Annotated in this window: 20 protein-coding genes; 14 read left to right on the top strand and 6 right to left on the bottom strand. The window is 57.7% G+C overall.

The annotated features are described in order from the left end of the window. Window positions 1-198 precede the first annotated feature (198 nt). On the top strand, window positions 199-2,103 hold the full coding sequence (locus tag DKK75_RS05725) for an InlB B-repeat-containing protein (RefSeq protein WP_110452481.1): 1,905 nt from the start codon (window positions 199-201) through the stop codon (window positions 2,101-2,103). Window positions 2,104-3,309: 1,206 nt separating this feature from the next. Here the strand turns inward: DKK75_RS05725 and DKK75_RS05720 are convergent. Continuing rightward, entirely contained in the window at window positions 3,310-3,720 is a 411-nt protein-coding gene (locus DKK75_RS05720; protein WP_110452480.1) for a hypothetical protein, read from the bottom strand. Between the two features lie 99 nt (window positions 3,721-3,819). Then, window positions 3,820-4,035 (bottom strand): PAS domain-containing protein, encoded by a 216-nt coding sequence (locus DKK75_RS08400; RefSeq protein WP_375315006.1) that lies wholly within the window; start codon window positions 4,033-4,035, stop codon window positions 3,820-3,822. A gap of 145 nt (window positions 4,036-4,180) precedes the next feature. On the opposite strand from DKK75_RS08400, the gene DKK75_RS05710 reads away from it, so the two are divergent. Beyond that, window positions 4,181-5,392, top strand: a complete 1,212-nt coding sequence (locus DKK75_RS05710; RefSeq protein WP_110452478.1) for a MalY/PatB family protein — start codon at window positions 4,181-4,183, stop codon at window positions 5,390-5,392. A 77-nt stretch (window positions 5,393-5,469) separates the two neighbouring features. Here the strand turns inward: DKK75_RS05710 and DKK75_RS05705 are convergent, their stop codons facing one another. Beyond that, complete coding sequence (locus tag DKK75_RS05705) at window positions 5,470-6,243, bottom strand: (S)-acetoin forming diacetyl reductase (RefSeq protein WP_110452477.1); 774 nt, start codon at window positions 6,241-6,243, stop codon at window positions 5,470-5,472. 207 nt (window positions 6,244-6,450) lie between these two features. Here DKK75_RS05705 and rpmE point away from each other — a divergent pair, with 207 nt between their 5' ends. The 8 genes from rpmE to DKK75_RS05665 all read left to right on the top strand — a co-directional run bounded on the left by rpmE (window position 6,451) and on the right by DKK75_RS05665 (window position 14,717). Beyond that, window positions 6,451-6,663, top strand: a complete 213-nt coding sequence (gene rpmE, locus DKK75_RS05700; protein ID WP_015022244.1) for a 50S ribosomal protein L31 — start codon at window positions 6,451-6,453, stop codon at window positions 6,661-6,663. 103 nt (window positions 6,664-6,766) lie between these two features. Further along, on the top strand, window positions 6,767-7,855 hold the full coding sequence (prfA, locus tag DKK75_RS05695) for a peptide chain release factor 1 (protein WP_110452476.1): 1,089 nt from the start codon (window positions 6,767-6,769) through the stop codon (window positions 7,853-7,855). Next, window positions 7,852-8,802 (top strand): peptide chain release factor N(5)-glutamine methyltransferase, encoded by a 951-nt coding sequence (prmC, locus tag DKK75_RS05690; RefSeq protein WP_110452475.1) that lies wholly within the window; start codon window positions 7,852-7,854, stop codon window positions 8,800-8,802. The genes prfA and prmC overlap by 4 nt, the downstream gene beginning before the upstream one ends. A 109-nt stretch (window positions 8,803-8,911) precedes the next feature. Further along, on the top strand, window positions 8,912-9,571 hold the full coding sequence (locus DKK75_RS05685) for an L-threonylcarbamoyladenylate synthase (RefSeq protein ID WP_181414489.1): 660 nt from the start codon (window positions 8,912-8,914) through the stop codon (window positions 9,569-9,571). Next, the gene (locus tag DKK75_RS05680; RefSeq protein WP_110452473.1) at window positions 9,568-10,761 is read left to right on the top strand and encodes an MraY family glycosyltransferase; all 1,194 of its coding nucleotides are present in this window, start codon (window positions 9,568-9,570) and stop codon (window positions 10,759-10,761) included. Before DKK75_RS05685 ends, DKK75_RS05680 begins: the two co-directional genes overlap by 4 nt. Before the next feature lie 66 nt (window positions 10,762-10,827). After that, entirely contained in the window at window positions 10,828-12,375 is a 1,548-nt protein-coding gene (guaB, locus tag DKK75_RS05675) for an IMP dehydrogenase (RefSeq protein WP_110452472.1), read from the top strand. A gap of 193 nt (window positions 12,376-12,568) precedes the next feature. Next, window positions 12,569-13,270, top strand: coding sequence for an oligoribonuclease (gene orn, locus DKK75_RS05670; RefSeq protein ID WP_110452563.1), 702 nt, complete (start codon window positions 12,569-12,571; stop codon window positions 13,268-13,270). A gap of 40 nt (window positions 13,271-13,310) precedes the next feature. Next, a complete protein-coding gene (locus DKK75_RS05665; protein ID WP_110452471.1) occupies window positions 13,311-14,717 on the top strand; it encodes a PIF1 family DEAD/DEAH box helicase in 1,407 nt (468 codons plus the stop codon). Window positions 14,718-14,769: 52 nt separating this feature from the next. Here the strand turns inward: DKK75_RS05665 and DKK75_RS05660 are convergent, their stop codons facing one another. Further along, window positions 14,770-15,252, bottom strand: coding sequence for a GNAT family N-acetyltransferase (locus DKK75_RS05660; RefSeq protein WP_110452470.1), 483 nt, complete (start codon window positions 15,250-15,252; stop codon window positions 14,770-14,772). Between the two features lie 221 nt (window positions 15,253-15,473). Between DKK75_RS05660 and DKK75_RS05655 the strand changes: the two genes are divergently transcribed. After that, window positions 15,474-17,288 carry a proline--tRNA ligase gene (locus DKK75_RS05655; RefSeq protein ID WP_110452469.1) on the top strand — a complete coding sequence of 605 codons (1,815 nt, stop codon included), beginning with the start codon at window positions 15,474-15,476 and terminating at the stop codon, window positions 17,286-17,288. A 129-nt stretch (window positions 17,289-17,417) separates the two neighbouring features. On the opposite strand, the gene DKK75_RS05650 is transcribed toward DKK75_RS05655, so the two are convergent. Next, entirely contained in the window at window positions 17,418-18,272 is an 855-nt protein-coding gene (locus DKK75_RS05650; RefSeq protein ID WP_110452468.1) for an exodeoxyribonuclease III, read from the bottom strand. A gap of 1,463 nt (window positions 18,273-19,735) precedes the next feature. Here DKK75_RS05650 and DKK75_RS05640 point away from each other — a divergent pair. Further along, window positions 19,736-20,242: a single-stranded DNA-binding protein gene (locus DKK75_RS05640; protein ID WP_181414481.1), complete on the top strand. Its 507-nt coding sequence runs from the start codon at window positions 19,736-19,738 to the stop codon at window positions 20,240-20,242. 125 nt (window positions 20,243-20,367) lie between these two features. On the opposite strand, the gene DKK75_RS05635 is transcribed toward DKK75_RS05640, so the two are convergent. Beyond that, window positions 20,368-22,461, bottom strand: coding sequence for a M13 family metallopeptidase (locus DKK75_RS05635; RefSeq protein WP_110452465.1), 2,094 nt, complete (start codon window positions 22,459-22,461; stop codon window positions 20,368-20,370). A 175-nt stretch (window positions 22,462-22,636) separates the two neighbouring features. On the opposite strand from DKK75_RS05635, the gene DKK75_RS05630 reads away from it, so the two are divergent. Next, entirely contained in the window at window positions 22,637-23,335 is a 699-nt protein-coding gene (locus tag DKK75_RS05630; protein ID WP_110452464.1) for an HdeD family acid-resistance protein, read from the top strand. 103 nt (window positions 23,336-23,438) lie between these two features. Then, the gene (map, locus tag DKK75_RS05625) at window positions 23,439-24,215 is read left to right on the top strand and encodes a type I methionyl aminopeptidase (RefSeq protein WP_110452463.1); all 777 of its coding nucleotides are present in this window, start codon (window positions 23,439-23,441) and stop codon (window positions 24,213-24,215) included. Window positions 24,216-24,331 lie beyond the last annotated feature (116 nt).

Below are 24,331 nucleotides of genomic sequence, written 5' to 3'. Positions count from 1 at the left end.
TCGGGCATATCTCAGAAGACATAATACACAGATCAGATGGGACCATAGCCACATGTAAGAATGAAAAAAATACTTACATGTTTCATGCCCGGAATGGCCCTTTTTTCATTGCGCTCTTGATGCATTCAGATAGAGTTGACTATTGAGCTTTGCAAAGCAGCAGAGCCCCTCCCATCCTAATAAAGGAGTTTTCTCGACATGAAGAGTGCGTATAAATACACCCGGCTAATACTTGCGCCCATATTGGCATTATCTTTATTGGCGATACCGTTTGCATCCTCTGCGTATCCTGCTCGCGCTGATGAAATCAGTCAACAAGATAACGCTGCGGAGGCAGACACGTTAGATACATTGTTTAGCAATAGCTATCAGGTGTTTAAGGACTTGCGAAATGAGAAAGGCATATACAGGGACAGCATATTACTTACTGATAGTCCGCCATATCATCCATCCTCCATCGCAGCCTCCGGCATCGGGCTCATGTCGGAAGCTATTGCTCACAAAAAAGGCTGGGAGCCTCAAGCTCTTTCCAATGTGAAAACGACGATCCGAACGATGACCGGGCTCACACCAGGATTCCACGCCGAGCGGACCACCAACGGGTATTTCCGTCATTTTATCAATTTGGAAGATGGCCATCGAGAATGGAATTCAGAGTTCAGCACCATTGACACAGCAATTTTTGTGACAGGGGCTCTATTCGCCGCCAACTACTTTAATGATCCAGAACTCAACACGATGGTCGCCAAACTGTATCATTCCATCGATTTCGGCGCAGCCATAGCAGACCCGAATACCGGCGGAATCTACATGATCATGAATGCGGACGGAACGGGGGACAGCAAAGCTGTAACGCTTCCTTACAATGAGTATATTATCGTGGCTTGGCTTGCCTATAACCAGAACATCGACAAGCCAGAAGGCAAAGCTGCTCAATTGTGGAAGAATAAATACGCCACTCCAGCCAACCTCCTCACCAAGGATTATCAGGGTCTCAAGCTTCTCACAGATGGCACCGATCACTACATGTCGTCATTCACGCTTCTGTTCCCGTACTACATGGTCAACATGTTCTCGAAGTCTGACGAATATAAGTCATATATGATCAATGCATGCAAAGCCGACAAGCTTTGGGCGGCAGATGAAGGCCTCGCTCCTTACGAGTGGGGCAATGGGGCCGGAACAGCACCAGCACCCGTGGGATACCATGCGGACTCGATTAACAACAATGAATTCAAGATTGTATCTCCTCAGATCATTTCAGGATTCCTTCCAATAAATCCGAGCGGCACTGAAGATCTTCTGAATTTATACAGACAGAACAAGGGCGTGTACAGCCTACAGTCGGATACGTCGAAAAAGATCCTTTGGCGGTATAGCTTAACGCAGCCTGACTGGCAGGCTGATTCGGTACAAGGCATCGATTACTCGACATTCCTGTTTGGACTTGCCAGTAGAGATACAGCACTCGGCACCGCATTCTTCCAAAAGAACAATGATTTCTATTCAACCGTGAATTTCAACCTCAACGGAGGCATAGGTAAAACACCGGTCGCGCAGAATCTCGTATCGGTAGATCTGGTGCGAGCACCAACAAACCCGACAAGACTTGGATATACCTTTGTCGGCTGGAACACCAAGGCAGACGCCAGCGGAGTATGGTGGGACTTCTCCAAAGACGCTCCAGGCGGCGAAGATATCACCTTGTTCGCGCAATGGCAGTCAGTCGGCACCCATACTGTCACATTCGATGTGAATGGGGGAAACAGTGCTGCCCCAGGCATGCAAAATGTTGCCCTAGGAAGCACCATACCGGAACCGAAAGAGCAACCCACGCGTCCTGGCTATACGTTTGCAGGTTGGAGCATCGAAAAGGATCCTCCACAGAAAGCATGGGATTTTACTACCGATACCATGCCGGACAACGATATCGTCCTGTACGCCATGTGGAAACCGGGAACCCTGCATAGCTCCGGTGCAAACTCGGGAGGTCTGCCTAACACCGGGCAAGACAGCGGCACGCTTGTTGTCACCGCTATTGGGCTCATGCTTGCTGGTGCCTCGCTTTTATCAATAAGACGAGCAATACTCAAGAATAGATAATAGCGACGATCCTCCATTCCCCGTTCTTACGGGGAATGGATTGCACGGCATCAGCCTAATCGGAGCATCGTCACACTGAGACTGACAGTCTTTAAGCGGTTGGTTTATTGAGCCTGTTGAGGATTTTTGACTTGTCTGTCCAGACCGACGGCGTGTTGGAGATGGCGAGTACCCAGTCGAAGGACCATGGTGTTGACGGCCTTTCGAGCCGGGCGGTCCTGTTGTCGATGTCGACCGCCGCATTGCGGGCGAATTCCTGATTTTATAGGGACACTTCCATGAGAAAATCATCATTCTGTGAGTCCGGTGTGCTCGGCGTTGCCGAGGATGGCCTTGGTATGGCTGAGAATCTCCTGCCAGCCCCAAAGGCAGAGGCACAGGGACAGTCGGGGTGCGTGTGCGACAGGATATCCCGGTGCGGGAACACGTTCGCCCCATAAACCATAAGACTCATAATGTTCGGTCCCGAATTCAAGTCCTTGAAAGTTCCGCAGAGCAAGCATTGGGAAGCTTCGACAAGTTTTCAGTGACTTTAGTGGGACGAATTGGAGGATCATTATCTATTGATCTTGCAGTCAATGGGGTAGCATATCCCAACACTGGTTTTCGTCTCCAATGACTGCCAACGGAATGAATAAGGTTTTATACTCAGAATTTTCTTGATAAGCTCAATAGAAGGACCAGCCCCGGCTATTGCCGGGGCCGTCCTTTCGCCGCCTAGCTCTAGCATCCACGATCCGCCGATGCAAATATGTATGGCTTCACATGCAAGCCGGGGGAAAAGAGCTAGGCGCGTTTTTTATGTCGGATCATAGAGCATTTGCGGGCGTGCACCTAGGCTTGAATGCCAGCAGACGTACATACTGGCAGCCATAAGATCTACGCACAGTACAATGATCCGGAAGCGATTCCGTAGAACCGCTAAGTATGCGAATTTATCGGTGAAGAGAATACGAAACATGCTCGAAAAAGAGTCGTAGATATATATCGGGAAACTATACGCATGTACATCTCCTCTGGAACTGAAAACAGCTTAGCTCCTGTAGGTCCTTCATGTATACGTCCCCCGTATATCTACTATTAATCATACACCCTAGAGGGGGTGTGTCAACGCTGAATAGGACGAGCCGAAGTGCTCTGATCGAGGGCCCGAAGCAGCATTGCGGGTCGTGTGCAAATAGCGGCAGGTGCTGGGGGAGGAGACCCCTAGAGCCCTGGCAGCCGTGTCCACTGCGCCCTTAATGAGAGAGACTCCGAGCCCTCCAGGCGAGTGATCAGCTGCAGCCGCTCCTGTCGACTCATTCTTGTCGGAGGAACACCCAGCTCAGCGGTGAAGTCAGCGATGGTATGTGTAACCAGTTCGTCTGTGTTCACTGAGAGCGCCTCATGAGTCGATTGGTCGGCCCCGATCCCGGCATTTGGATGGACGGCACTGGAATTCCGTTTGGCCTGGACGCGTTGGGTGTCCGATTCCTCTGGCGGGGTCTCCATGTCCATAAGATTCACGGCTGATCCGGTCAGTCCTAGTGCATCCAGATAGGCGCCTGCCCGCCTTGGCTGCTGGCTGGCCCGCTGGAAGGTGGAGTTATCGGTGTTGATGCAGAGAAAGCAGATCACCCGTCCTTTTGCATTCCGCAGGAAAAGGTAGAGGAGACCATGGGGCATCCTTGGATGGCGTAGCCAGTGTAATGGGTCAGATAGTCACGCTGGTCGTCTTCATGGTTCCGTCAGATGCGCAGGAACAGGTCGGTGGCGGGACTGCCTTATGGTGCGTCCGCTCAAGTGGCCGCTGGCGATGGCGACCATCGGATGCGAGACATCCTTGGCATTCTGAAGAACCATTTTCGTGTCAGGCCCAAGGATTTCGCATAGGAAGTCCGCCAGTTGGGCGAAAGGCCGTAGAGAAGATGAAACCGGCTTCGACTCTTTCATCATGCTGAGCACCCTCATAAGCTGGCTCAAGGCAGATAGCGCCATCGTCGTTTTGCCGTTGGAACCGAACACTCAGAACCAGACCACAGCTGTAAACTGGCGGAAGGTCGCTGTGAGCGGATCAGCACGGGATGAGAGGTTGACTATGACTTACGATTTCACCAGCATCATGGATAGGCACGGCAAGGACGCCATTGCTGTTGACGGCCTGGGCGCCGAGCCTGGATTCGCCCCCGACCCTCCCAAGGAAGGCTACGACGTCATCCCCATGTGGGTGGCCGATATGAATTTCCCTACGGTGCCGACCATACCCGAGGCCATCATCGAACGAGCCAAGCATCCGGCTTTCGGCTATTTCGATCCCTCTGATGAATACTACGATGCAATTATTGACTGGCAGCGCATCCGCAATGGTGTGGAGGGTCTGACGGCAGAGGACATCGGCTATGAGAATGGGGTTCTGGGCGGGGTGGTCTCCACCCTGACTGCCTTTGCGGCTCCCGGTGATGCGGTTTTGCTTCACAGCCCGACCTATGTCGGCTTTACGTCCTGCATCGAGAACAATGGCTACCACATTGTGCACAGCCCGTTGAAAAGGGATCAGCAGGGTATTTGGCGCATGGATTTTGAGGACATGGACCGCAAGCTCAAGGAGAACAGCATCCATGTCGCTGTCTTCTGCAGCCCGCACAACCCCTGCGGCCGCGTCTGGGAGAGGTGGGAGATCGAGAAGGCCATGGAGGTCTACAAGGAGAACGACTGCGTAGTCATCTCCGACGAGATATGGTCAGACCTGATCCTGGCAGGCAACAAGCACATTCCCACCCAGTCGGTCAGCGAGGATGCACGGAACAGAACGGCTGCCTTCTATGCGCCCAGCAAGACCTTCAACCTGGCCGGGCTGGTCGGCTCCTACCACATCATCTATAACAAGTACCTGCGCGACAGGATCGTGGCTAAGGGGTCAAAGGCCCACTACAACGACATGAACGTGCTGTCCATGCATGCGCTGATCGGAGCCTACAAGCCACAGGGCCAGGAATGGGTGGATGAACTCCGGCAGGTCCTGACCGGAAATGTGGACTATGCCTTCGACTACATCCGGCAGCATTTCAGGGGAGTCGAGCTCTCCAAGCCGCAGGGCACCTACATGCTCTTCCTTGATTGCACGCAATGGTGCAAGGACCACGATCTGGGCCTGGACCAGCTGCTCAAGCGTGCCTGGGATGTGGGCGTGGCCGTTCAGGATGGGCGGCAGTTCAAGGCTCCCTGTGCCATCCGAATGAATCTGGCGCTGCCTTTGAGCCGGGTCCAGGAAGCGATGGGCCGTTTGGACAGGTACGTCTTCAACGCCTGAATGATCATGGGCCCTCGCCGTCGGGCGGAACCTATAGGCGGGGGTCCATCATATGCGGCCGAATTTCTATCAGAGGCTCACTGGAACTGCATGCCGCCGTCCACGATCAGGGTCTGGCCGGTTACGTAGTCAGAGTCGTGTCCAGCTAGAAAGGCTACGGCATTGGCCACGTCTTCCGGCTCGGAAAGCCGTCCTAAGGCGATGCCGTTAGAGAAGGTGGACATGCCCCACTCGTCGTCCTTTCCGGCGTTGACCCCCACCTGATGAGCGATGTCCATCATCATGGGCGTCTTGACGATGCCGGGCGCGTAGGCGTTGGCGGTGATGCCCTCCTTGGCCAGATCGCGTGCAGCCACCTGAGTCAGGCCTCGGATGGCGAACTTAGTGGAGGAATAGAGCATCAAACTGGGGTTGCCCACCACCCCTGCCTGGCTGGTGGCGTTGATGATCTTGCCCCCGTGGCCTCGATCACGGAAGGCCTGAATGGCGGCCTGCATCCCCCAGATGGTTCCTGCCACGTTGACGTGGTAGACCTTGTCGAACAATTCCGGAGTGATGGACTCGATAGGGGTGGTCGGCCCCAAGCCAGCGTTGTTCACGATCACATTGAAGTCGCCCAGCTTTGTGACCGTCTTCTCGACGGCGGAGCGCACCTGGACGCGATTGGTCACGTCCAGGGTGACTGCCATGGCCCGTCCGTCTGATTGATTGATGGAGTCGGCCACCGCCTGGGCCTTGTCTGTATTCATGTCCGCCACGGCCACGGCGAACCCGTCCTTGGCCAGCCGGCGGGCAATAGCCTCGCCGATCCCTTGAGCCGCACCCGTAACGAACGCCACTTCCTGCCGCATTGCTGCCCTCCTTTGTTGCCTTGCCGGGCCGATCAGTCCGACTGTTCGATTCTAAAGGAAGCCCGACCAGCCACCCCGGTTGAAGGATTCGGCGTGTGGCGCAAGGATGCGGTAATCTCCCCGGGTTGCGCTAGACTATTACGCGGTTGCCGGTTCACGTCCGCCATAGGGGCGGTCGACCCGGGGCCCTTGACTCTAGGAGTAACCATGAAGCAGGGAATTCATCCCGATTATCATCCCGTTGAGGTCACGTGCTCGTGCGGCAATACCTTCATCACCCGTTCGACCGCTCCCGGCGATCATATGACGGTTGATGTCTGCTCGCACTGCCACCCCTTCTACACCGGCAAGCAGAAGATTCTGGACACCGGTGGTCGCGTGGCTCGGTTCGAAGCCCGTTACGGCAAGAGGACCAAGTAGCACTTTCAACGCCAGTCCCTTCCGGGTCGCTCTGCTATGCCCGGCGGGGACTGGCGTTTTTTATGACTTGAACCATGTGGATGAGCGGACGGGAAGGGTGTCGATGAGCGAGGAGCAGTTTCCGGCGGCGGTGGCTGCCGTCGAGGAGTACGATCGCTTGGAAAAGCAGATGAGTCAGCCCGAAACGGCTTCAGATCCGGCGCAGATCCGCAAATTGGGCCGAAGACATGCTGAGCTCGCTCCCATCGTTGAAGCCTACCGGGCCTATCAAAGCGCCTTGGAGGACAGCCAGGCGGCAGAACAGATGGCAGGTGAGGATCCCGACTTCGCAGAAGAGGCCAAGGCCATGGCTGATCGCATACCGGATCTGGAACAGACCCTGCGCACCGCTCTTATTCCGCGTGACCCCGATGATGGCCGCGATACGATCATGGAGATCAAGGCTGGCAGCGGCGGCGAGGAGGCGGCCCTCTTCGCTGGCGATCTGATGCGTATGTATGTGCGTTATGCCGAAAAACGCGGTTGGACCACCGAGATCATGAGTGAGAACCGCACTCAGCTGGGCGGAGTCAAGGATGCTCAGCTGGCCATTCGCGCTCGCGGACAGGTGGCTCCGGCCGATGGCGTCTGGGCCTCGCTCAAGTACGAGGGCGGCGTGCATCGGGTTCAGCGCATTCCCGTCACCGAGTCCCAGGGCCGCATTCAGACTTCAGCCGCTGGGGTCATTGTCTTTCCAGAGGCCGACGAGGACGACGACGAGATCGAGATTGACCCCAAGGACCTCAAGGTTGACATCTTTATGAGCTCCGGCCCTGGAGGACAGTCCGTCAACACTACTTACTCGGCTGTGCGCATGACCCATATTCCCACCGGCATCGTGGTCTCCATGCAGGATGAGAAATCCCAGATACAGAATCGTCAGGCCGCCCTGAGGGTGCTCAAGTCCCGTCTGCTGGCCATGAAGCACGAAGAGGAGGCCGCCCAGGCCGCAGACATGCGCCATTCCCAGGTTCGCTCTCTGGATCGGTCCGAGCGTATCAGGACCTACAACTTCCCCGAGAGCCGGATTGTGGATCACCGTACCGGCTACAAGGCCTACAACCTGGAACAGGTGCTGGACGGCGATCTGCAGGCCGTCATCGACTCTGACATTCAAGCGGATGAGGCCCGCAGGATGGCTTCGCAGGAGTGAATCGACAGGGGCGTGAGACCAGTCTGGCCGAGCTGGTTGATAGGGGCCATCGCCTGCTGACCCAGGCAGGTGTGTCTACTCCGCTCAATGACGCAAGGCTGATCCTGGCCGAAGCCCTTGGGTGCGATCTTCACCAGCTGGATCAGTGTCTGCTTTTGAACCGTACGGTAGAGGAATTGCTGACAAAAGGTGCTGGTCGCATATGCGCTGATGGTTCCCGGTCGGTGGCCCTGGATCGTTATTGGTCCTATCTGCAACGGCGTGCCGGACGCGAACCCCTGCAATATATTCTTGGTCATGCCTACTTCCGTTATTTGGATCTTCGTTTGGGGCCGGGTGTCTTTATTCCACGTCCTGAGACCGAAACGGTAGTCCAGGCGGGAGTGGATGCCTTGACTGGAGTGGATCATCCACTGGCAGTGGACCTGTGCTCTGGCAGCGGGGCCATCGGCCTGTCCCTGGCCACAGAGATTCCGGGGGTGCGGGTTCGGGCCGTGGAGATTGACAAGGAGGCATATCAGTGGGGAGTGTTAAACGCCACCGCTCAGGAGGCTGCTATCCGGGATGCTGGCTCCGACTATCATCTGCTGCTGGCTGATGCCACGGATTCTGCCACCCTGTCTGATTTGGATTCCCAAGTCGATCTAGTCATTAGCAACCCTCCCTACGTTCCCATGGATGCGACTCCCAGCCAGACCGAAGTGCGTGACTGGGATCCGGACCTGGCCCTCTATGGCGGTTCGCCTGACGGATGCCTCCTACCCTGCCGCATTCTGGACAGGGCCATGATTTTGCTGGCCCCCGGTGGTCTGCTGGTTATGGAACATGATGCCTCCCAGGGACCGGCCATGATCGCTGCCGCATTGGAGCGGGGGTACCTTGAGGCACGCACCCATCAGGATCTGGCTGGTCGAGACCGCTACCTGACAGCCCGGCGGCCAGCCTGAGTGGTCGTTGGTCTGCGGTTCCTTGCATCCTGGCGGCCTGCCGTGGTCCTGGGATAGATTAGTAGCTGGTCACATGAACATGTCCAACCGAGAGGTCGTGATGCAGGATATGAGCCGGGTGATGACCTATGACAGTCGGTCGCCGCAGTTGCTGGCCCAGGTAGTGGACGCCGGTGGACTCGCGGTCATTCCTACCGACACGGTTTATGGCATCGTCTGTGATCCATGCAACGACAAGGCCATCGATCGGCTCTTCCGGGCCAAGCATCGTCCCAGGACCAAGTCCATTCAGGTGCTTCTGAATGGGGTGAAGGCCATTGACCGGCTGGATCTTCGCCTGCCTGCACCTCTGGATCGCCTGGCCGATGCGCTGCTGCCGGGTCCTTTTTCGCCCATTGCCCTCGTAGGGAGGTCCTGTCCTCTGCGCACCCCTCGGATGGAGCCCAATGGCCCCACACAGGCCGTCAGAGTGCCTGACTCGTCTATCTGTCGGGCACTCCTGCAGGTGACTGGAGCCTTGGCCGCTTCCAGCGCCAATCGATCAGGCAATCCCAGCGTTGAGACTGTTCAACAGGCCAGAGCTGAACTGGGCGACAGCGTCGATCTCTACTTGGATGGGGGGCCGACTCCCGGCTCAGTGGCTAGCACGGTCGTGGCCGCCGACAAGGCTGATCCTGACGGAATACATGTGCTGCGGCAGGGCGTCATAGGCGAGGCGCGGGTCCGTGCTCTTCTGTCAGGCCGGTCAGGCGGAGGGGAGGGCCAGTGAGGGTTTATCTGTTCATTGCTGCCATCGCTGGTGGGGCCACCTGGCTGGTTATGCCCATGGTTCGTCATCTCGCTATCCGGGTCGGTGCCGTAGGTGCGGTCCGCCCTCGCGACGTTCATAAGGTGCCCACTGCCCGTATGGGCGGCTTGGGCATGCTGATCGGTTTTGCTGTGGCCATGTGTTTCGCTTCCCGCATTCCCTTCATCACCGGCCTCTTTCAGTCCGGCCATCAGGCCTGGGTCATTCTGGCCGGTGCCGTGGGTATCTGCCTGCTAGGCATGGCCGACGATCTCTGGGACTTGGACTGGATGCTCAAACTGGCTGGACAGCTGTTGATCTCGGTCTTCGTCTCCTGGGGCGGGATTCAGATCATCTCCCTGCCTCTGGGCTCCCTGGTGGCGGCCTCGCCCAGCCTGTCCATGGCCATCACAGCCTTCCTGATCGTGGCCTCAATCAATGCGGTCAACTTTGTTGATGGACTGGATGGTCTGGCGGCAGGCATCGTGGCCATCGGGGGCATCGCCTTCGCTATTTACTCCTATATCATCGCCCGCATATCGCCCGACTATGCATCCCTGGCCACGCTGATCGATGTGGCTATGGTGGGCATTTGCGTGGGATTTCTTCTTCACAACTGGCATCCGGCCAAGCTCTTCATGGGTGACTCCGGATCCATGCTGCTGGGATACCTGATTACCTGTGCCTCCATTGTGGTCACTGGCAGGCTGGATCCTGCAACCATTCACGCCAGCATCTATCTGCCGGCCTTCATGCCCATTCTTCTGCCTATTTTGGTGCTTTTCCTGCCTGTTCTGGACATGTGCCTGGCTATTGTCCGACGGCTCAGCCACGGGCAATCGCCTATGCACCCCGACCGTATGCATCTGCACCACCGCATGCTGCGCATTGGTCACACGGTTCGGTCCGCGGTCCTTATTCTTTGGGGCTGGGCGGCGCTGATAGCCTTTGGCTCGCTCTTCATTCTCTTCTTCCCTCTGAGATATGTCCTGATCGGCCTGACCCTGGCCGCCATATTGCTGACTTTCGCCACCCTTTACCCTTACTACCGTCGCCGTCTTCCCGAAATCAGACGCGAGAACGCTATTCTGGCAGCCCAGGGATCACAGCATGCGGCCAGACCTCTCCGACATCGCAAGAGCCGCCGGGACGATAAGGACAAGGATGACTGATTCATCGATTCACAGCTCATGGACACGGTGCTTGGAACAGTCAAGAAGCACTTGTAACATGGTTCTATGGCTAAGGAAAACCCACAAAGCGAATCTTCCTCCTACACTCAACTCCCTGACGCCTTCCAGAAAATAGGTCTGGCTTATGACGACGTCCTGCTGCTGCCCAACGAATCCGATGTCATCCCCTCCGAAGTAGATACCACCACTCGGCTGACTCGGAACATTACGATGAAGTCCCCGGTGCTTTCGGCTGCCATGGACACCGTCACCGAGGCTACTATGGCCGTCGCTATGGCCCGCAACGGCGGCATTGGCGTCCTTCACCGCAATCTCAGCATCGAGGATCAGGCCAACCAGGTCGACATCGTCAAGCGGTCCGAGTCCGGCATGATCTCCGACCCTCTGACCGTCACCCCAGATGCCACTCTGACCGACCTGGACAAGCTCTGCTCCACCTACAGGGTCTCCGGCCTGCCTGTAGTGGATCGTCGGCAGCAGCTGGTAGGCATCATCACCAACCGAGACATGCGTTTTGTCAATCCGGCTGACTTCGACCGGCTCAAGGTCAGCGACATCATGACCAAGGATCACCTGATCACCGGCCCGTCCGACATTACCAAGGAGGACGCCCACGAACTTCTGGCCAAGTACAAGGTGGAGAAGCTTCCCCTGGTCGATGACGAGGGCAAGCTGACCGGGCTGATCACCGTCAAGGACTTCGTCAAGACCGAGCAGTACCCCGAGGCCACCAAGGACGAGCGAGGTCGTCTTCGTGTGGCTGCAGCCGTGGGCTTCTTTGGTGACGCCTGGCAGCGCATCACTGCCCTGGCGGATGCCGGAGTCGACATTCTGGTCGTGGACACCGCGCATGGCCACGCCAAGCTCATGCTGGACATGATCCGTCGGATCAAGGCTGACCACGCCTTCGACCATGTGGATGTGATCGGCGGCAACGTGGCCACCCGCGAGGGCGCCCAGGCTCTGATCGATGCTGGCGTTGACGCGGTCAAGGTCGGTGTGGGCCCCGGTTCCATATGCACCACCCGTGTTGTTGCCGGTGTGGGCGTGCCCCAGCTGACTGCCGTCTACGATGCTGCGCTGGCCTGCCGACCTGCCGGGATCCCGCTGGTCGCCGATGGCGGAATCCATTACTCGGGAGACATCGCCAAGGCCATCGTGGCGGGCGCGGATTCGGTCATGCTGGGCGGTCTGCTGGCAGGCACTCAGGAGGCCCCTGGGGAGAAGGTGCTTCTGCACGGCAAGCAGTATAAGGTCTATCGGGGTATGGGATCGCTTGGCGCCATGGCCCCGCGTGGCAAGAAGAGCTACTCCAAGGACCGCTATTTCCAGGCCGATGTGACCAGCTCCGACAAGGTGGTGCCAGAGGGCGTCGAGGGCGAGGTGCCCTACCGCGGCCCGCTCAACTATGTGCTCTACGAGCTGGTCGGCGGCCTGCATCAGACCATGTTCTACACCGGTGCCCGCACCATCCCCGAGCTGCAGCGCAAGGGCAGGTTCATTCGGATCACCGATGCCGGTCTGCGCGAATCGCATCCCCATGACATCGTCATGACCAAGGAGGCACCCAACTACTCAGGCTTCCATAACTAAGCCTGTTTAGGCAGGCGATCGGCGCAGGAACTCATCAGGACCTGCGCCGATCGCATATCTCATATCAGTCATGGACGGTCGGCTGTGCAGGCAAATTCTTCGCCCGTCATGTGCTGGCGGTATCTTGTAATGTTCCGTCCAAGGCGGCGGAAGGAGTGATCCGGTGAGCGACCCGGATCTGAAAGGCGTACAGATGAGCGATAAGAATGATCTGACCTTCACTGCGGAGGAATCCCGCATGATCTGGATAGACTGCGAGATGACCGGTCTGGATATCTTCCATGACGAATTGTGCGAGGTCTCCGTGGTGCCTACCGACTTCAACATGAAGGTCCTGGACAAGGGCATCGATCTGGTCATCAAGCCCTCCCAGGCGGCCCTGGATCATATGGGGGACTTCGTCAGGAAGATGCACACGTCCTCCGGCCTGATCGAGGAGATGAAGACTGGTCTGGACCTGGAAGAGGCCCAGCGTCAGGTGATCGAGTACGTCAAGCCCTTCCTGCCCAAGAGCGGCAAGGCCCATCTGGCTGGCAACTCCGTGGGTTCCGACAAGAAGTTCCTGGATAAGTACATGCCTGATCTGATGGCTCTGCTGCATTACCGGGTCATCGATGTGAGCACCCTCAAGGAGCTGTCCCGCCGCTGGTACCCGGACGTCTACAAGAACAAGCCGGCCAAGCATGGCGGCCACAGGGCTCTGGCCGACATCATCGAGTCCATGGACGAGCTGCGCTACTACCGCTCCATGTTCTTCGTTCCGGCTCCCGGACCCGACCGAGCCCAGTCCCGGGCCGGGGCGGAACGGATTGAGCAAAGCAGCCTTCTGCGTAACTACGAAGAGTCCGGCAATCCGGTAGAGGATGCCAACAAGCCGGAGAAGACCGACTACTGACAGTCGTGGCCATGTACCTCTGACGTGGCACCATGGAGGCATGCAGCAATCCGAAGCCTTGACCATATTAAGTGCGGGGGCCAATGCCTTCATCACAGGTGCTCCCGGGTCAGGCAAGACCTTTGTGCTCAACGAGTTCGTCCATCAGGCCCGGCAGGCCGGAGCGGTTGTGGCTGTGACCGCTTCGACTGGCATCGCCGCCACGCACATCAACGGTCAGACCATCCACTCATGGAGCGGCGTGGGAATCGCCACCTGTATGACCGAATCGCTCGTGAAGCGGATCAAGACCCGTCGTCGCAGGCAGATTGAGGGCACTGACATCCTGGTCATCGACGAAGTCTCTATGCTGCACGCCTGGCTCTTCGATATGGTGGACCAGGCCTGCCGAGCTGTTCGTCACAGTCCCGAACCTTTCGGAGGGATCCAGGTGGTCCTTTCCGGGGACTTCTTCCAGCTGCCGCCGGTGACTCGGTCCAACCGAGCTGCAGGGATACTGCCCAGCCCCGAATACCAAGCAGCCCGTGAACGCTACGCTCAGGCCGGCAAGAATCCGGACGGGTTCGTCACCGAATCACTGGTTTGGCAGGAGCTGGACCCGATCATCTGTTATCTGACCGAGCAGCACCGCCAGGATGACGGCCAGCTTTTAACCGTCCTGACCGATATCAGAGAGGGCGGCGTAACCCAGGAGGACCATGAGGTTCTGGCAGCCCGAGTCGGCGCAGTCCCCGCTCCCGGCCAGGTGGCAGTTCACCTCTTTCCGGTCAACAAACAGGCCGACACTCTCAACGACCAGCGCCTGGCATCCATCGACGAGAAGGCCCATCATTATCAGGCCACATCCCGAGGGGAGGCCAGACTGGTGGAGCGGCTGAAGAAGAACATGCTGGCCCCCGAGGATTTGGCTCTCAAGACCGGAGCGGCGGTTATGGCCCTGCGCAACGACCAGGATCATCAGTATGTCAACGGTTCCATCGGCACTGTCAGTGGATTCACCAGCTCAGCCAAGGGAGGGTGGCCGATCGTCGCCTTCCAGAACGGCAATGTGGTCACCATGAAGCCTGCCGCCTGGGAGACCATGGATGGAGACACGGTTCTGGCTGCCGTCAACCAGGTACCGTTGCGCTGCGCCTGGGGGATCACTATTCACAAGTCTCAGGGGATGACCCTGGATAGGGCAGTCATGGACCTGAGACGGACCTTCGCGCCAGGGATGGGCTACGTGGCCCTCTCCCGTGTGGAAAGTCTGGATGGGCTCTACCTGACCGGCATCAATGAGCATGCCTTCCTGGTCTCTCCCGATGCCGTCGTTCTGGATGCAGGCCTGAGGGCCGAGTCCAAGGCGGCCTGCGCCCGTCTGAAGGATGAAGGTCCTGAGTCCTTCACCAAGCGCGCCGTCGGTCAGGAACCAGAAGACGAATTCAGCCAGGATCAGCTTTTCTGAAGGGTCGCCTTTGCTGGTTTTGGCCCGGCAGTGAGCTCGAACAAGTGCTTGGTCATTCGGGTCGCTCAGGAAACCACGACAGGCGGACCATGTCTTTAAGAGTGATACCGTTCTCGACAATGGCCTGCTCGTAACGGTCTACAAAATAATCCCGCTCAATGCGGTCCATGCGCAATCCGCATGTCTGGTAAAAGCAAAGGGCTCCAAAACTGGTGGATCCGGTGCCGACTTCCAGTCTTCTCAGACCCAGCCTGACGGTCTCCATTTTGGCTCGGTCTATTAATCTGCTTCCGAGTCCTTGTCTGCGGTAAGCGCGGTCCACGCTGATATTGGCGATTTCCAAGGCGTCCGTATTCGCTCTGATAAGCAGCATGACACCGGCCAGAGCTTGTCCCACTCGAATTTCGTAGGCGCAGGAATGGGTGAAAACGTCATGGATCATCTCTGCTGAAGGGTCTGCCTCCAGGAGGAGTCCCATGTGCTCCGCGTCGAGGTTGGCAAAGGTCTGGATGGTTATATTCGGTTCTGATGACATAGGTGCCCGCCTTGTCGCTGTGAATCAGAAAGCCTGTGCAATATACAGCCACTATAACTTGGCTCTCGTTACGGTGAGGCGTTGGGATGGATAGATGCCAGGTTGCGGACTTGCCCACCTTCGCCGATATGCGACGCCTGGCTTCCGGCTCGGTTTTTGCAAATTGTCATGTGGCATCTTCAGCGGCTGCTTGTCCCTTTGCGCGCATATCTTTGGGAGGTATGAGAACCAAAGCCATGCGCATGTCAACCCTCTTTCTGCGGACCCTCAGGGAGGATCCGGCCGACGCCGATGTGGACTCGGCCAAACTTCTGCAGCGGGCCGGATACGTCCGTAAGGTGGCCCCTGGCATTTTCACATGGCTGCCGCTGGGTCTGAAGGTTCTCGACAAGGTCGAGAGCGTAGTCCGAGAGGAGATTGACGGCATTGGCGCCCAAGAGGTTCACTTCCCGGCTCTGCTGCCTCGTGAGCCCTACGAAGCCACCCATCGCTGGGAGGAGTATGGTGAGAACCTCTTCCGCCTCCAGGATCGGCATGGTGCTGATTACCTGCTGGCTCCCACCCATGAGGAGATGTTCACCCTTCTGGTCAAGGACATGTACTCCTCATACAAGGACCTGCCGGTTGTTCTCTACCAGATCCAGACCAAGTACCGCGACGAGTTCCGTCCCCGCGCCGGGCTGATCAGGGGTCGCGAGTTCATTATGAAAGACGCTTATTCCTTTACTGTGGATGAGGAGGGGTTGAAGAAGGCCTACCAGGATGAGCGCGGCGCCTATGAACGAATCTTCAAGCGTCTGGGGGTCAATTACGTAATCGTCCATGCGGTCTCCGGGCCCATGGGAGGATCCGAATCCGAGGAGTTCCTGGCTCCGCTGCCCATAGGCGAAGACACCTTTGCCTTGGCGCCCTCGGGGAAGGCATGGAACGTAGAGGCGTTGACCACCCCGCGTCCCGACCCGGTCGACTATGCCAGGATTCCCGCCATGCAGGAGCTGGACATCCCCGACTCGACCACCATCGACACTCTGGTGGAGCGGTTCAACCGGCTGCATCCTCGTGAGGACGGCCGTGACTGGACCGCTGCTGATACTCTGAAGAACTTGATTGTGGCCGTCAAGCACCCTGCGGACGATGACCATCCCGAGGGCTGGCGGGAACTGGTGGCAGTCGGCCTGCCGGGTGACCGTCAGGTGGATATGAAACGGCTGGAGGCCCAGTTCGCCCCGGCCGAGGTCGAAGAAGCCAATGAGGCTGACCTGGCTTCCCACCCAGAATTGGTCAAAGGATACATTGGTCCCCGAGTGCTGGGGCCGCAGCGTTCGGACATCGAGTCCGCCGCCCATATCCGTTACTTCCTTGACGCCCATGTGGCCCCTGGTTCAGCTTGGGTGACCGGGGCTGATGCTCAAGGCGTGCACCTGGCCAATGCGGTCTATGGGCGTGACTTCCAAGCCGATGGAGTGGTGGAGGCCGCCGAGGTCCGTCACGGAGATATGAGTCCCGATGGTTCCGGGCCGCTCAGTTTTGAGCGTGGCGTGGAAATTGGACAGGTCTTCCAGCTAGGGCTGAAATACTCTGACGCACTGGGGCTGAAGGTCCTGGACAGCAACGGCAAGGCGGTTCCAGTCTGGATGGGCTGCTACGGCATCGGCATCTCTCGCGTGCTGGCCTGCATCGCTGAGATGCATCACGATGACAAGGGTCTGGCATGGCCCAAGGCTGTCGCTCCTGCTGTGGTCCATGTGGTGGCCACCGGCAAGAAGCAGGAGGCCTTCGATGCCGCCGAGAAGCTGGTCGCCGACTTGGAGGGCCGTGGCGTGGAGGTCATCTACGACGACCGTCCCAAGGTATCTCCCGGGGTCAAGTTCAAGGATGCCGAGCTGATCGGAGTGCCCCTGGTCGCCATCGCAGGTCGCGACACCATCGCCAATGGCACCATTGAGATCCGCAATCGCGACGGTTCGGGTGTGCAAGCAGTTCCGGCTGATCTGGCCGCTCAGGCGATCGTAGATCGAGCTGCAGCCCTGCAGTAAGTTAATGCCGCACTCATAGTTGCTTACCGCAACAAATATAGAAAGGTGAGACCTTGGTTACGTCATGATGCACGCGACCAAGGCCCCACCCTTTTGGTTGTATTGGGTTGGACTCAGGAATCTATCCGGTCAGATGCGCAGCAGAATGGGCAGGTGGTCCTGGCGTTCGCCGGTGTCCACGGGTTCGCTGGTGCTGACCTGGTCAGCGATCCGGTTGGATGTCAGCCAGTAGTCGATGCGCCAGCCGGAGTTGTTGATCTTGCTCTTTGGGGCCCGCTGGGCGAACCAGGTGTAGACGCTGCGATGGTCATCATAGAAGCCGGCGGCATCGCCATGGATCTTTCGGAAGGTGTCGGTGAAGCCTGCGTCCAGCAGAAGGCCGAACTTCTCACGCTCCTGATCGGTGAAACCGGCGGAATGGTGGTTGGAGGCCGGGTTGGCGATGTCAATCTCCTCGTGGGCCACGTTGAAGTCGCCACATGCCAGGACCGGCTTGCGGGCATCCAGTTCCTGCAGGTAGCGGCGGTAGCAATCGTCCCAGACGCCGCGCGGCTTAAGCCTAACCAGTCCCGATCCTGAATTGGGGGTGTAGACCGTAGTCACGAAGCAGTCCGGGAACTCCAGTGTGAGCATGCGGCCCTCGTCGTCCATGGTGTCTGGAGCGCCGATGCGGGGTCGGGTCACGGTAGGCTCCGGCAGGCTCTTGCGGTAGAGCATGAGCGTGCCTGCATAGCCTGTGCGGGCCGGGGCCTCGGAGCGGCGGTCCACCTCCTGGTAATCGGGGAAATAGCGCATGAGCGCATTAAGGATGCCTGCGGATTTCTTCTGATCACCGTTGAGTTTGGTCTCCTGGATGGCTACGACATCAGGATCCAGATCTCGAATGGTCTCCACCACCTTCAGGGAGAGGACGCTGCGGCTGCTCTTGCCCAGCAGAGCGGCGTTGAGCGAATCGATATTCCAACTGACCAGCGTGTGAACCATGACTGCGGGTCCTTCCAAACCGTACCGATGTATCTGCTCTCACAGTTTAGCCCAGGACCAATGCTCGATGGCCCTGGGCAGTGAAAGGGGCATTTCGAATCCGGCTTTGGATTCCGTTGACGTACTCTTCGTCGGCATGGCAAGCATCGATGATCATGCCTTCATCGAGATACGCCGAGTGAATGGCATCCTCGGACACTGCTCGCCCTGGAGTCTTCCTCCTCTCGCCGATCATTCGCCCAGCCTTTACATCTGCGCATGAGCCTCGACAAGAACATTCGCGCCTGGGCGACTGTTCGAGGAGAGCTGCGACTTCTCCTGTTAGGAAAGGAATTGCCTGAGTCCCTCGTTCTCTTTGCATGCGCCTTCGTTATTGATGTGCAGCAGCGTGTTTTTCCTGACAGATAGTGACCAGTTACGACTCTTCACATGGAGTGTTCATGAGGGAGCATGACAACATCACGAAAAGCGGCCGGGGAAAAGATAATGGGTGGCTGCTTATTATATATAAGACAAGCCGCCACCCATTACCGGTGATGAAATCATAGGAATCAAAAGCACGAGCTGCCCATAAGCTATTGTCAGGATTTATTTGTGCTGTGTTCTGTTCTTCCTGAAGCATCGGACCAACAAGGTGACAAGTAGGGCGACTACCGCTATCTTTATTACGCTCGCATTTGCTCCTGCAATTATGTTGTGCGATTTCTTTCCTTGAATAATCACTGATTATGAGTCGTTCAGGTATTATCGCCACTGACGTTTACCTGCATCCAAGCCGTCCGTTCAACAGGGAAACCTGTAAATGCGACAGAGAAATCGGCACTTAGTCGCGCTCACGATGCGGATATTCCATCGGATTTACAGTTTCCTGGCGCACCACAAATCAGATGGTAATCATAAGTGCAATACTGAATAAGATGTTTCCGCCATTTTAGCTTTTTACCAGTGGAGAGAGTGTCAGCTAATAATGATGTGGCAGCATCCGTCTTTGGAATGACGGTGCTTGCATGGGCGGTCATTGGAGACAATGTTGCCAACATGGCAAGTACTGTCACAACACAGATAATACAGCGTTTTTCGATATCATCCTTTCCCTCTGTTCTCGACTTTTCATCATGAATGGGTAAATCCGCTTTGCTGTACCTAATGAAAATAGGTCTACCCAGCAATAGGCCTATTGCATGTTTCTTATGGAAGAAGGGTTGGTTTGTCCACTATGCGAATCAGGCTGAGCCTGTTCGACCACAATGGCCTGAAGGTCAGGTGCAGAGACTTGGGGAGGAGGCAGGATGGATTCACCGTTCGACGGAGGGTTCCTGGTCGGGGCTGGTTCCTTCCCCCGCTCCGATTATCCCCGCCCTGGTCGGCGACCCTCCTCGAATGGCTTCAACGCTGCAAGACCAGGAATCGACAGGCAAATTTACAGCGTTGAATTCATAACTTCGACAGAGAGGTGTACCGGTATGTCCATCAACGAAATAAAAACGACCGTCTTTGGTTTTATGGGGACCCAGCCGTCGCGTCTGGGGCAGCCGGGGGCCACACCGGTCTGCTCATTCAGACTGGGGTCTACGCCAGCCTATTACGACGCTGCGGCTGGGGCATGGAAACGAAAGCCGACCACCTGGCTGACGGTCAAGGCCTTCAGGACTCTGGCGGTCAATGCTCTAGCCTGTCTGCACAAGGGCGATCCGGTCATGGTTTCCGGTTCCTTGGTGACGGAGGAGTGGACCAGTGATGGTCAGCCGCATAGCAGTTTGGTCTTGGTGGCGGATGGCATCGGTCACGACCTGGCCCGGGGACAGGACGCCTTCACCAGGATTCAATCGGGTGCAGCATCTATTGATGAGGGGGCCGACGGTTCGGATCCTTGGACAACGCCGCTGGCATCCTCGTCGCCCGAAACTGCAGCTGCCTCTGGATCATCTGCCGCAGAGAAGACATCAGCGGAGGCTCCCATTGCCGGATAAGCGAAGGCTGTTGTTTGTCGAGCAAGATGAAAAGTGGAAGGCCGATTGATGCCCCTCGACCTTCCGCCTTGAACAGCTGGTTGAATTCAAGCCGTCAACCAACCAATGATCTTAAGTGAGCGGGTTCACCAGATCTTGACCCGTGCAGTGGGTTCCAGCCACATGCCGTCGTCGGCTGTGACCCCGAAGGCCTGATAGAAGCGATCCACGTTCCTGACGATGCCGTTGGTGCGGAATTCAGCTGGGGAGTGGGGGTCGATCTGCAGATACTGTTCGGCCAGCTGATCCCTGTTCTTGGTCCTCCAGATGGAAGCATAGGACAGGAAGAACCGCTGTAGACCAGTGTAGCCGTCCATAACCGGAGCCGAGGCCAGTGCCTGGTCCATAGCCGCATCGTCTGTCCCTGCTGTGACGCCCTCCTTCTTCTGCAAGGAGAGGGCGTAGGCCTTGATGGCGATGCTGACGCCTCCCAGGTCCCCGATGTTCTCGCCGATGGTCAGTGCTCCATTGACATGAGGCGCCTGCTCGGGCTTGTCGGCGTACTTCTCGGCCAGCTGTTGGGGGACAAACCCGTTGTACTGCTCAATGAGTGCCTTGGTCCGCTGTTCGAAGTTCTCACGATCCTGGGGCGTCCACCAGTCCTGCAGACGTCCATCGCCGTTGTATTTGGAGCCCTGGTCGTCGAATCCGTGGCCGATCTCGTGGCCGATGACCGATCCGATGCCTCCGTAGTTGACGGCATCGTCGGCTTCGGGATCAAAGAATGGCGGTTGCAGGATGGCTGCCGGGAAGACGATGACATTCAAGGTGGGCTCGTAGTAGGCATTGACTGTCTGAGGGTTCATCAGCCACTCATCCTTGTCCACAGGCTGACCGGCCTTGCCGAACTGGTAGCCGGACTCGTAGAGGTTGGCTCGCCGCACGTTGTCGACCAGACCCAGCTTTTCGTCCACGGCTAGAGCCGTATAGTCGCGCCAATGCTCGGTGTAGCCGATTTTGGGCGAGAATTTGTCCAGCTTGGCCAGTGCTTTGACCTTGGTCTGTTCGCCCAGCCAGTCGCTGGAGTCGATGGAGACCCGGTAGGCGTCGATCAGGTCTCCGACCAGGGCCTCCATGCGGGCCTTGCTGGAGGCCGGGAAATGCCGACGCACGTATTCGCGTCCTACCTCCTCGCCGCAAATGCCGTTGACCAGGGAGACGGCTCGCTTCCAGCGGTCCCGCATCTTGGTCGTGCCTGAAAGGACCTTGCCATAGAAGTCGAATCTGGCCTGATCGAAGTCGCTGCTGAGCAGGCCTGCCCACTCGATCAGGGTGTGCACGCGGGTCCAGAGTTTGAGATCCTCCAGGTCGCTGATCTTCCAGAGCTCGTTCAAACCCTCCAGGAAAGAGGGTTCGTGCACAATAGTCCTGGATAGGGCTGAGCTCAGGTCGATCGGTTGCAGATTGGCGACAGGGCTGGCTGCATATGCATCCTGCCAGGACTCGATCCAGGTGTGCAGATCGAAATCGGCGAGCGTTGACTCCAGGTCAGCCAGGGTAGTGGGATTGTAGGTACGATCCTCATCTCGGGTGGATACGTTGTCCCAGTGGCGTGCCGCTATACGAGTCTCGACCCCAAGGAAGGACTCCGCCTGCCTATGTGCATCCTCCTGGTCGCCGGCATAGCCGGAGAGCCTGAGCAGGGAGGCAACCATGTCGGTGTAGGCCTGACGGACTGGGGCGTAGCTCTTCTCCCGGTAGTATGCCTCGTCGGGAAGTCCCAGCCCGGCCTGCTCCATATGAGCCACATTAACGCCGGCGTTGCCTGGATCGCCATAGATGGCGATGCCAAACAGATCGGGTCCGCCAGTAGGGTTGAGCCGACCGAGCAGGCTGGTCAGCGCCTGCTTGCTGGACACAGCATCAATGGCCTGCAGGTCGGTGCGGATGGGTTCCATTCCCGCAGTTTCGATGGCATCAGTGTCCAGGAAGCTGCGATAGAGCAGGGCTGACTTGACAGCCGGAGATTCCGGGTCTTCCAGAATTTCATGGATCTGTGCTTCGGCATCCTCGGCAAGCTTGTCGAAGGAGCCGAACCGGGAGCGGTCCTCGGGCAGACTGTAGGTATCGATCCAAGGGCCGTTGACAAAACGAAAGAGGTCGTCCTGGGGTCGAATGACTGAAGAGAATGAGGCCGGATCAAGTCCGGAGGAGGTCTTGGATTCAGTAGATTGTGCCATGCCACAAGCCTAGCCATCTTCGGTGACATGCCATGGCCCGGGGTCGCCGGGAATCAGCGGACCGGCGAATCATCCGCCTAGGGGAAAAGCTGTGTTTGCCTCATTGGTGATTTAAACTTGTAAGACGGTAACAGGACGGCCGTTCGGCCGTCCTGAGCGAGGGAAAGAGGACGGTATGACAGATCCCATGCAGGGCGGTCAGCCCAGCCAGTACAGTGATCAGGATTCTGCGCAGAATAGCGGCCAATATCAGAATAATTATGGCCAGTACGGGCAATACCTCGGCTATCAAGGGCGCCCGCCACGGATGGATCCATTCTCTATGATTGCTGAGGACCTGGGATTCAGGACCCTACGGGCCATCCGCGTCATTATGGGTGTCATGGGCGTGATTGGAGTCATCCTGGGTCTGGCGCTTCTTCTCAGGCCGGACAAGACCCTGATCGCCGTGACCGTGGTGCTGGGCATCTACTTCATCATCTCCGGCGTGGTCCGTCTGGCCACGTCCATCGTGACCAAGGGACTTCCAGGCGGTTGGCGTGTGCTAGGTGTTCTCTTTGGCGCTCTGATCGCCGTCGGCGGCATTGTCATCGTCAAGAACACGGCCTTGTCCGCTTCAGCGCTTACTCTGCTGGTCACCATCATTGTGGGCATCAGCTGGATCATGGAGGGTGTGATGAGTCTTGCCGCCTCCTGGGGGCTCCCGCATTCAGGCTGGGCCATCTTCTCAGGCATCGTCTCCATCATCGCCGGGATCATCGTCATGATCTACCCGCTGAGCTCCGTCATCTTCCTGGTCATCTTCAGCGGGTGCGCTCTCCTGGTGCTGGGAGTCGTATCCATCATCAGGGCATTCACCTTCGGCCGGAACTGAGAGCCGGACTCGTCCGACTGACCCGATAATACTGAGAGGTAGCACTTGGGCAGGATCCTGAGGGGCGGCACCCGCGGGCATCAATCATGAAAGGACGCAGAGGATGATCGAGCTCAAAACCAAGCAGGAGATCGAACAGATGAAGCCGGCGGGCAGGTTCGTCGGCAGCATCCTCAAGGAGCTCAAGGCCATGAGCAAACCCGGGGTCAACCTGCTGGAGCTGGACGAGTACGTCAAAGACAGGATCAGCTCCCGCAAGGGAGCCACCTCCTGCTACGTGGACTATGCGCCTGATTTCGGCACCGGCCCCTTCGCCCACTACATTTGCCTATCCGTCAATGATGCCGTTCTGCATGGGGTGCCGTATGACTACAACCTCAAGGACGGCGATCTGCTCTCCCTGGATCTGGCCATCAACGTGGACGGTTGGGTGGGCGACTCGGCTATCAGCTTCGTGGTGGGCGAGCATGCCGATCCAGAGGATCTGCGACTAATCCGGACCACCGAAGAGGCCCTGAAGGCGGGCATCGCCCAGGCTCAGCCCGGCAACCGCCTGGGCGACATATCCGCTGCGGTCGGTCAGGTTGCTCACGAAAACGGATACAGCGTCAACCTGGAGTTCGGCGGCCACGGGGTAGGGCGAATCATGCATGGCGATCCCCACGTGCCCAACGATGGCACTCCTCATCATGGCTACAAGCTGCGCCCGGGTCTGGTCATCGCCATTGAGCCCTGGTTCCTGGCGACCACCGATGAGATTTACCAGGATCCCAAGGATGGGTGGACTCTGCGTTCTGCCGACGGCTCGCGCGGCGCCCACAGCGAGCACACCATCGCCATCACCGAGCAGGGACCTGTCATCCTGACGGCCAGGGACTGAGTCGAAGGCTGTCCGAGCCGAATTGGGGCCATAAAGGACTCGGGAATGCCCACAATGTGGATGCTCCCGGGTCCCTCTTTGATGTCGGTCCTGTTTGATGTGCCCTTTCGCCCTTG

The sequence above is a fragment of the Bifidobacterium asteroides genome (genome assembly GCF_003202695.1).
GTDB lineage: Bacteria > Actinomycetota > Actinomycetes > Actinomycetales > Bifidobacteriaceae > Bombiscardovia > Bombiscardovia asteroides_G.
This window is presented reverse-complemented; position numbering and strand designations above follow the sequence as displayed.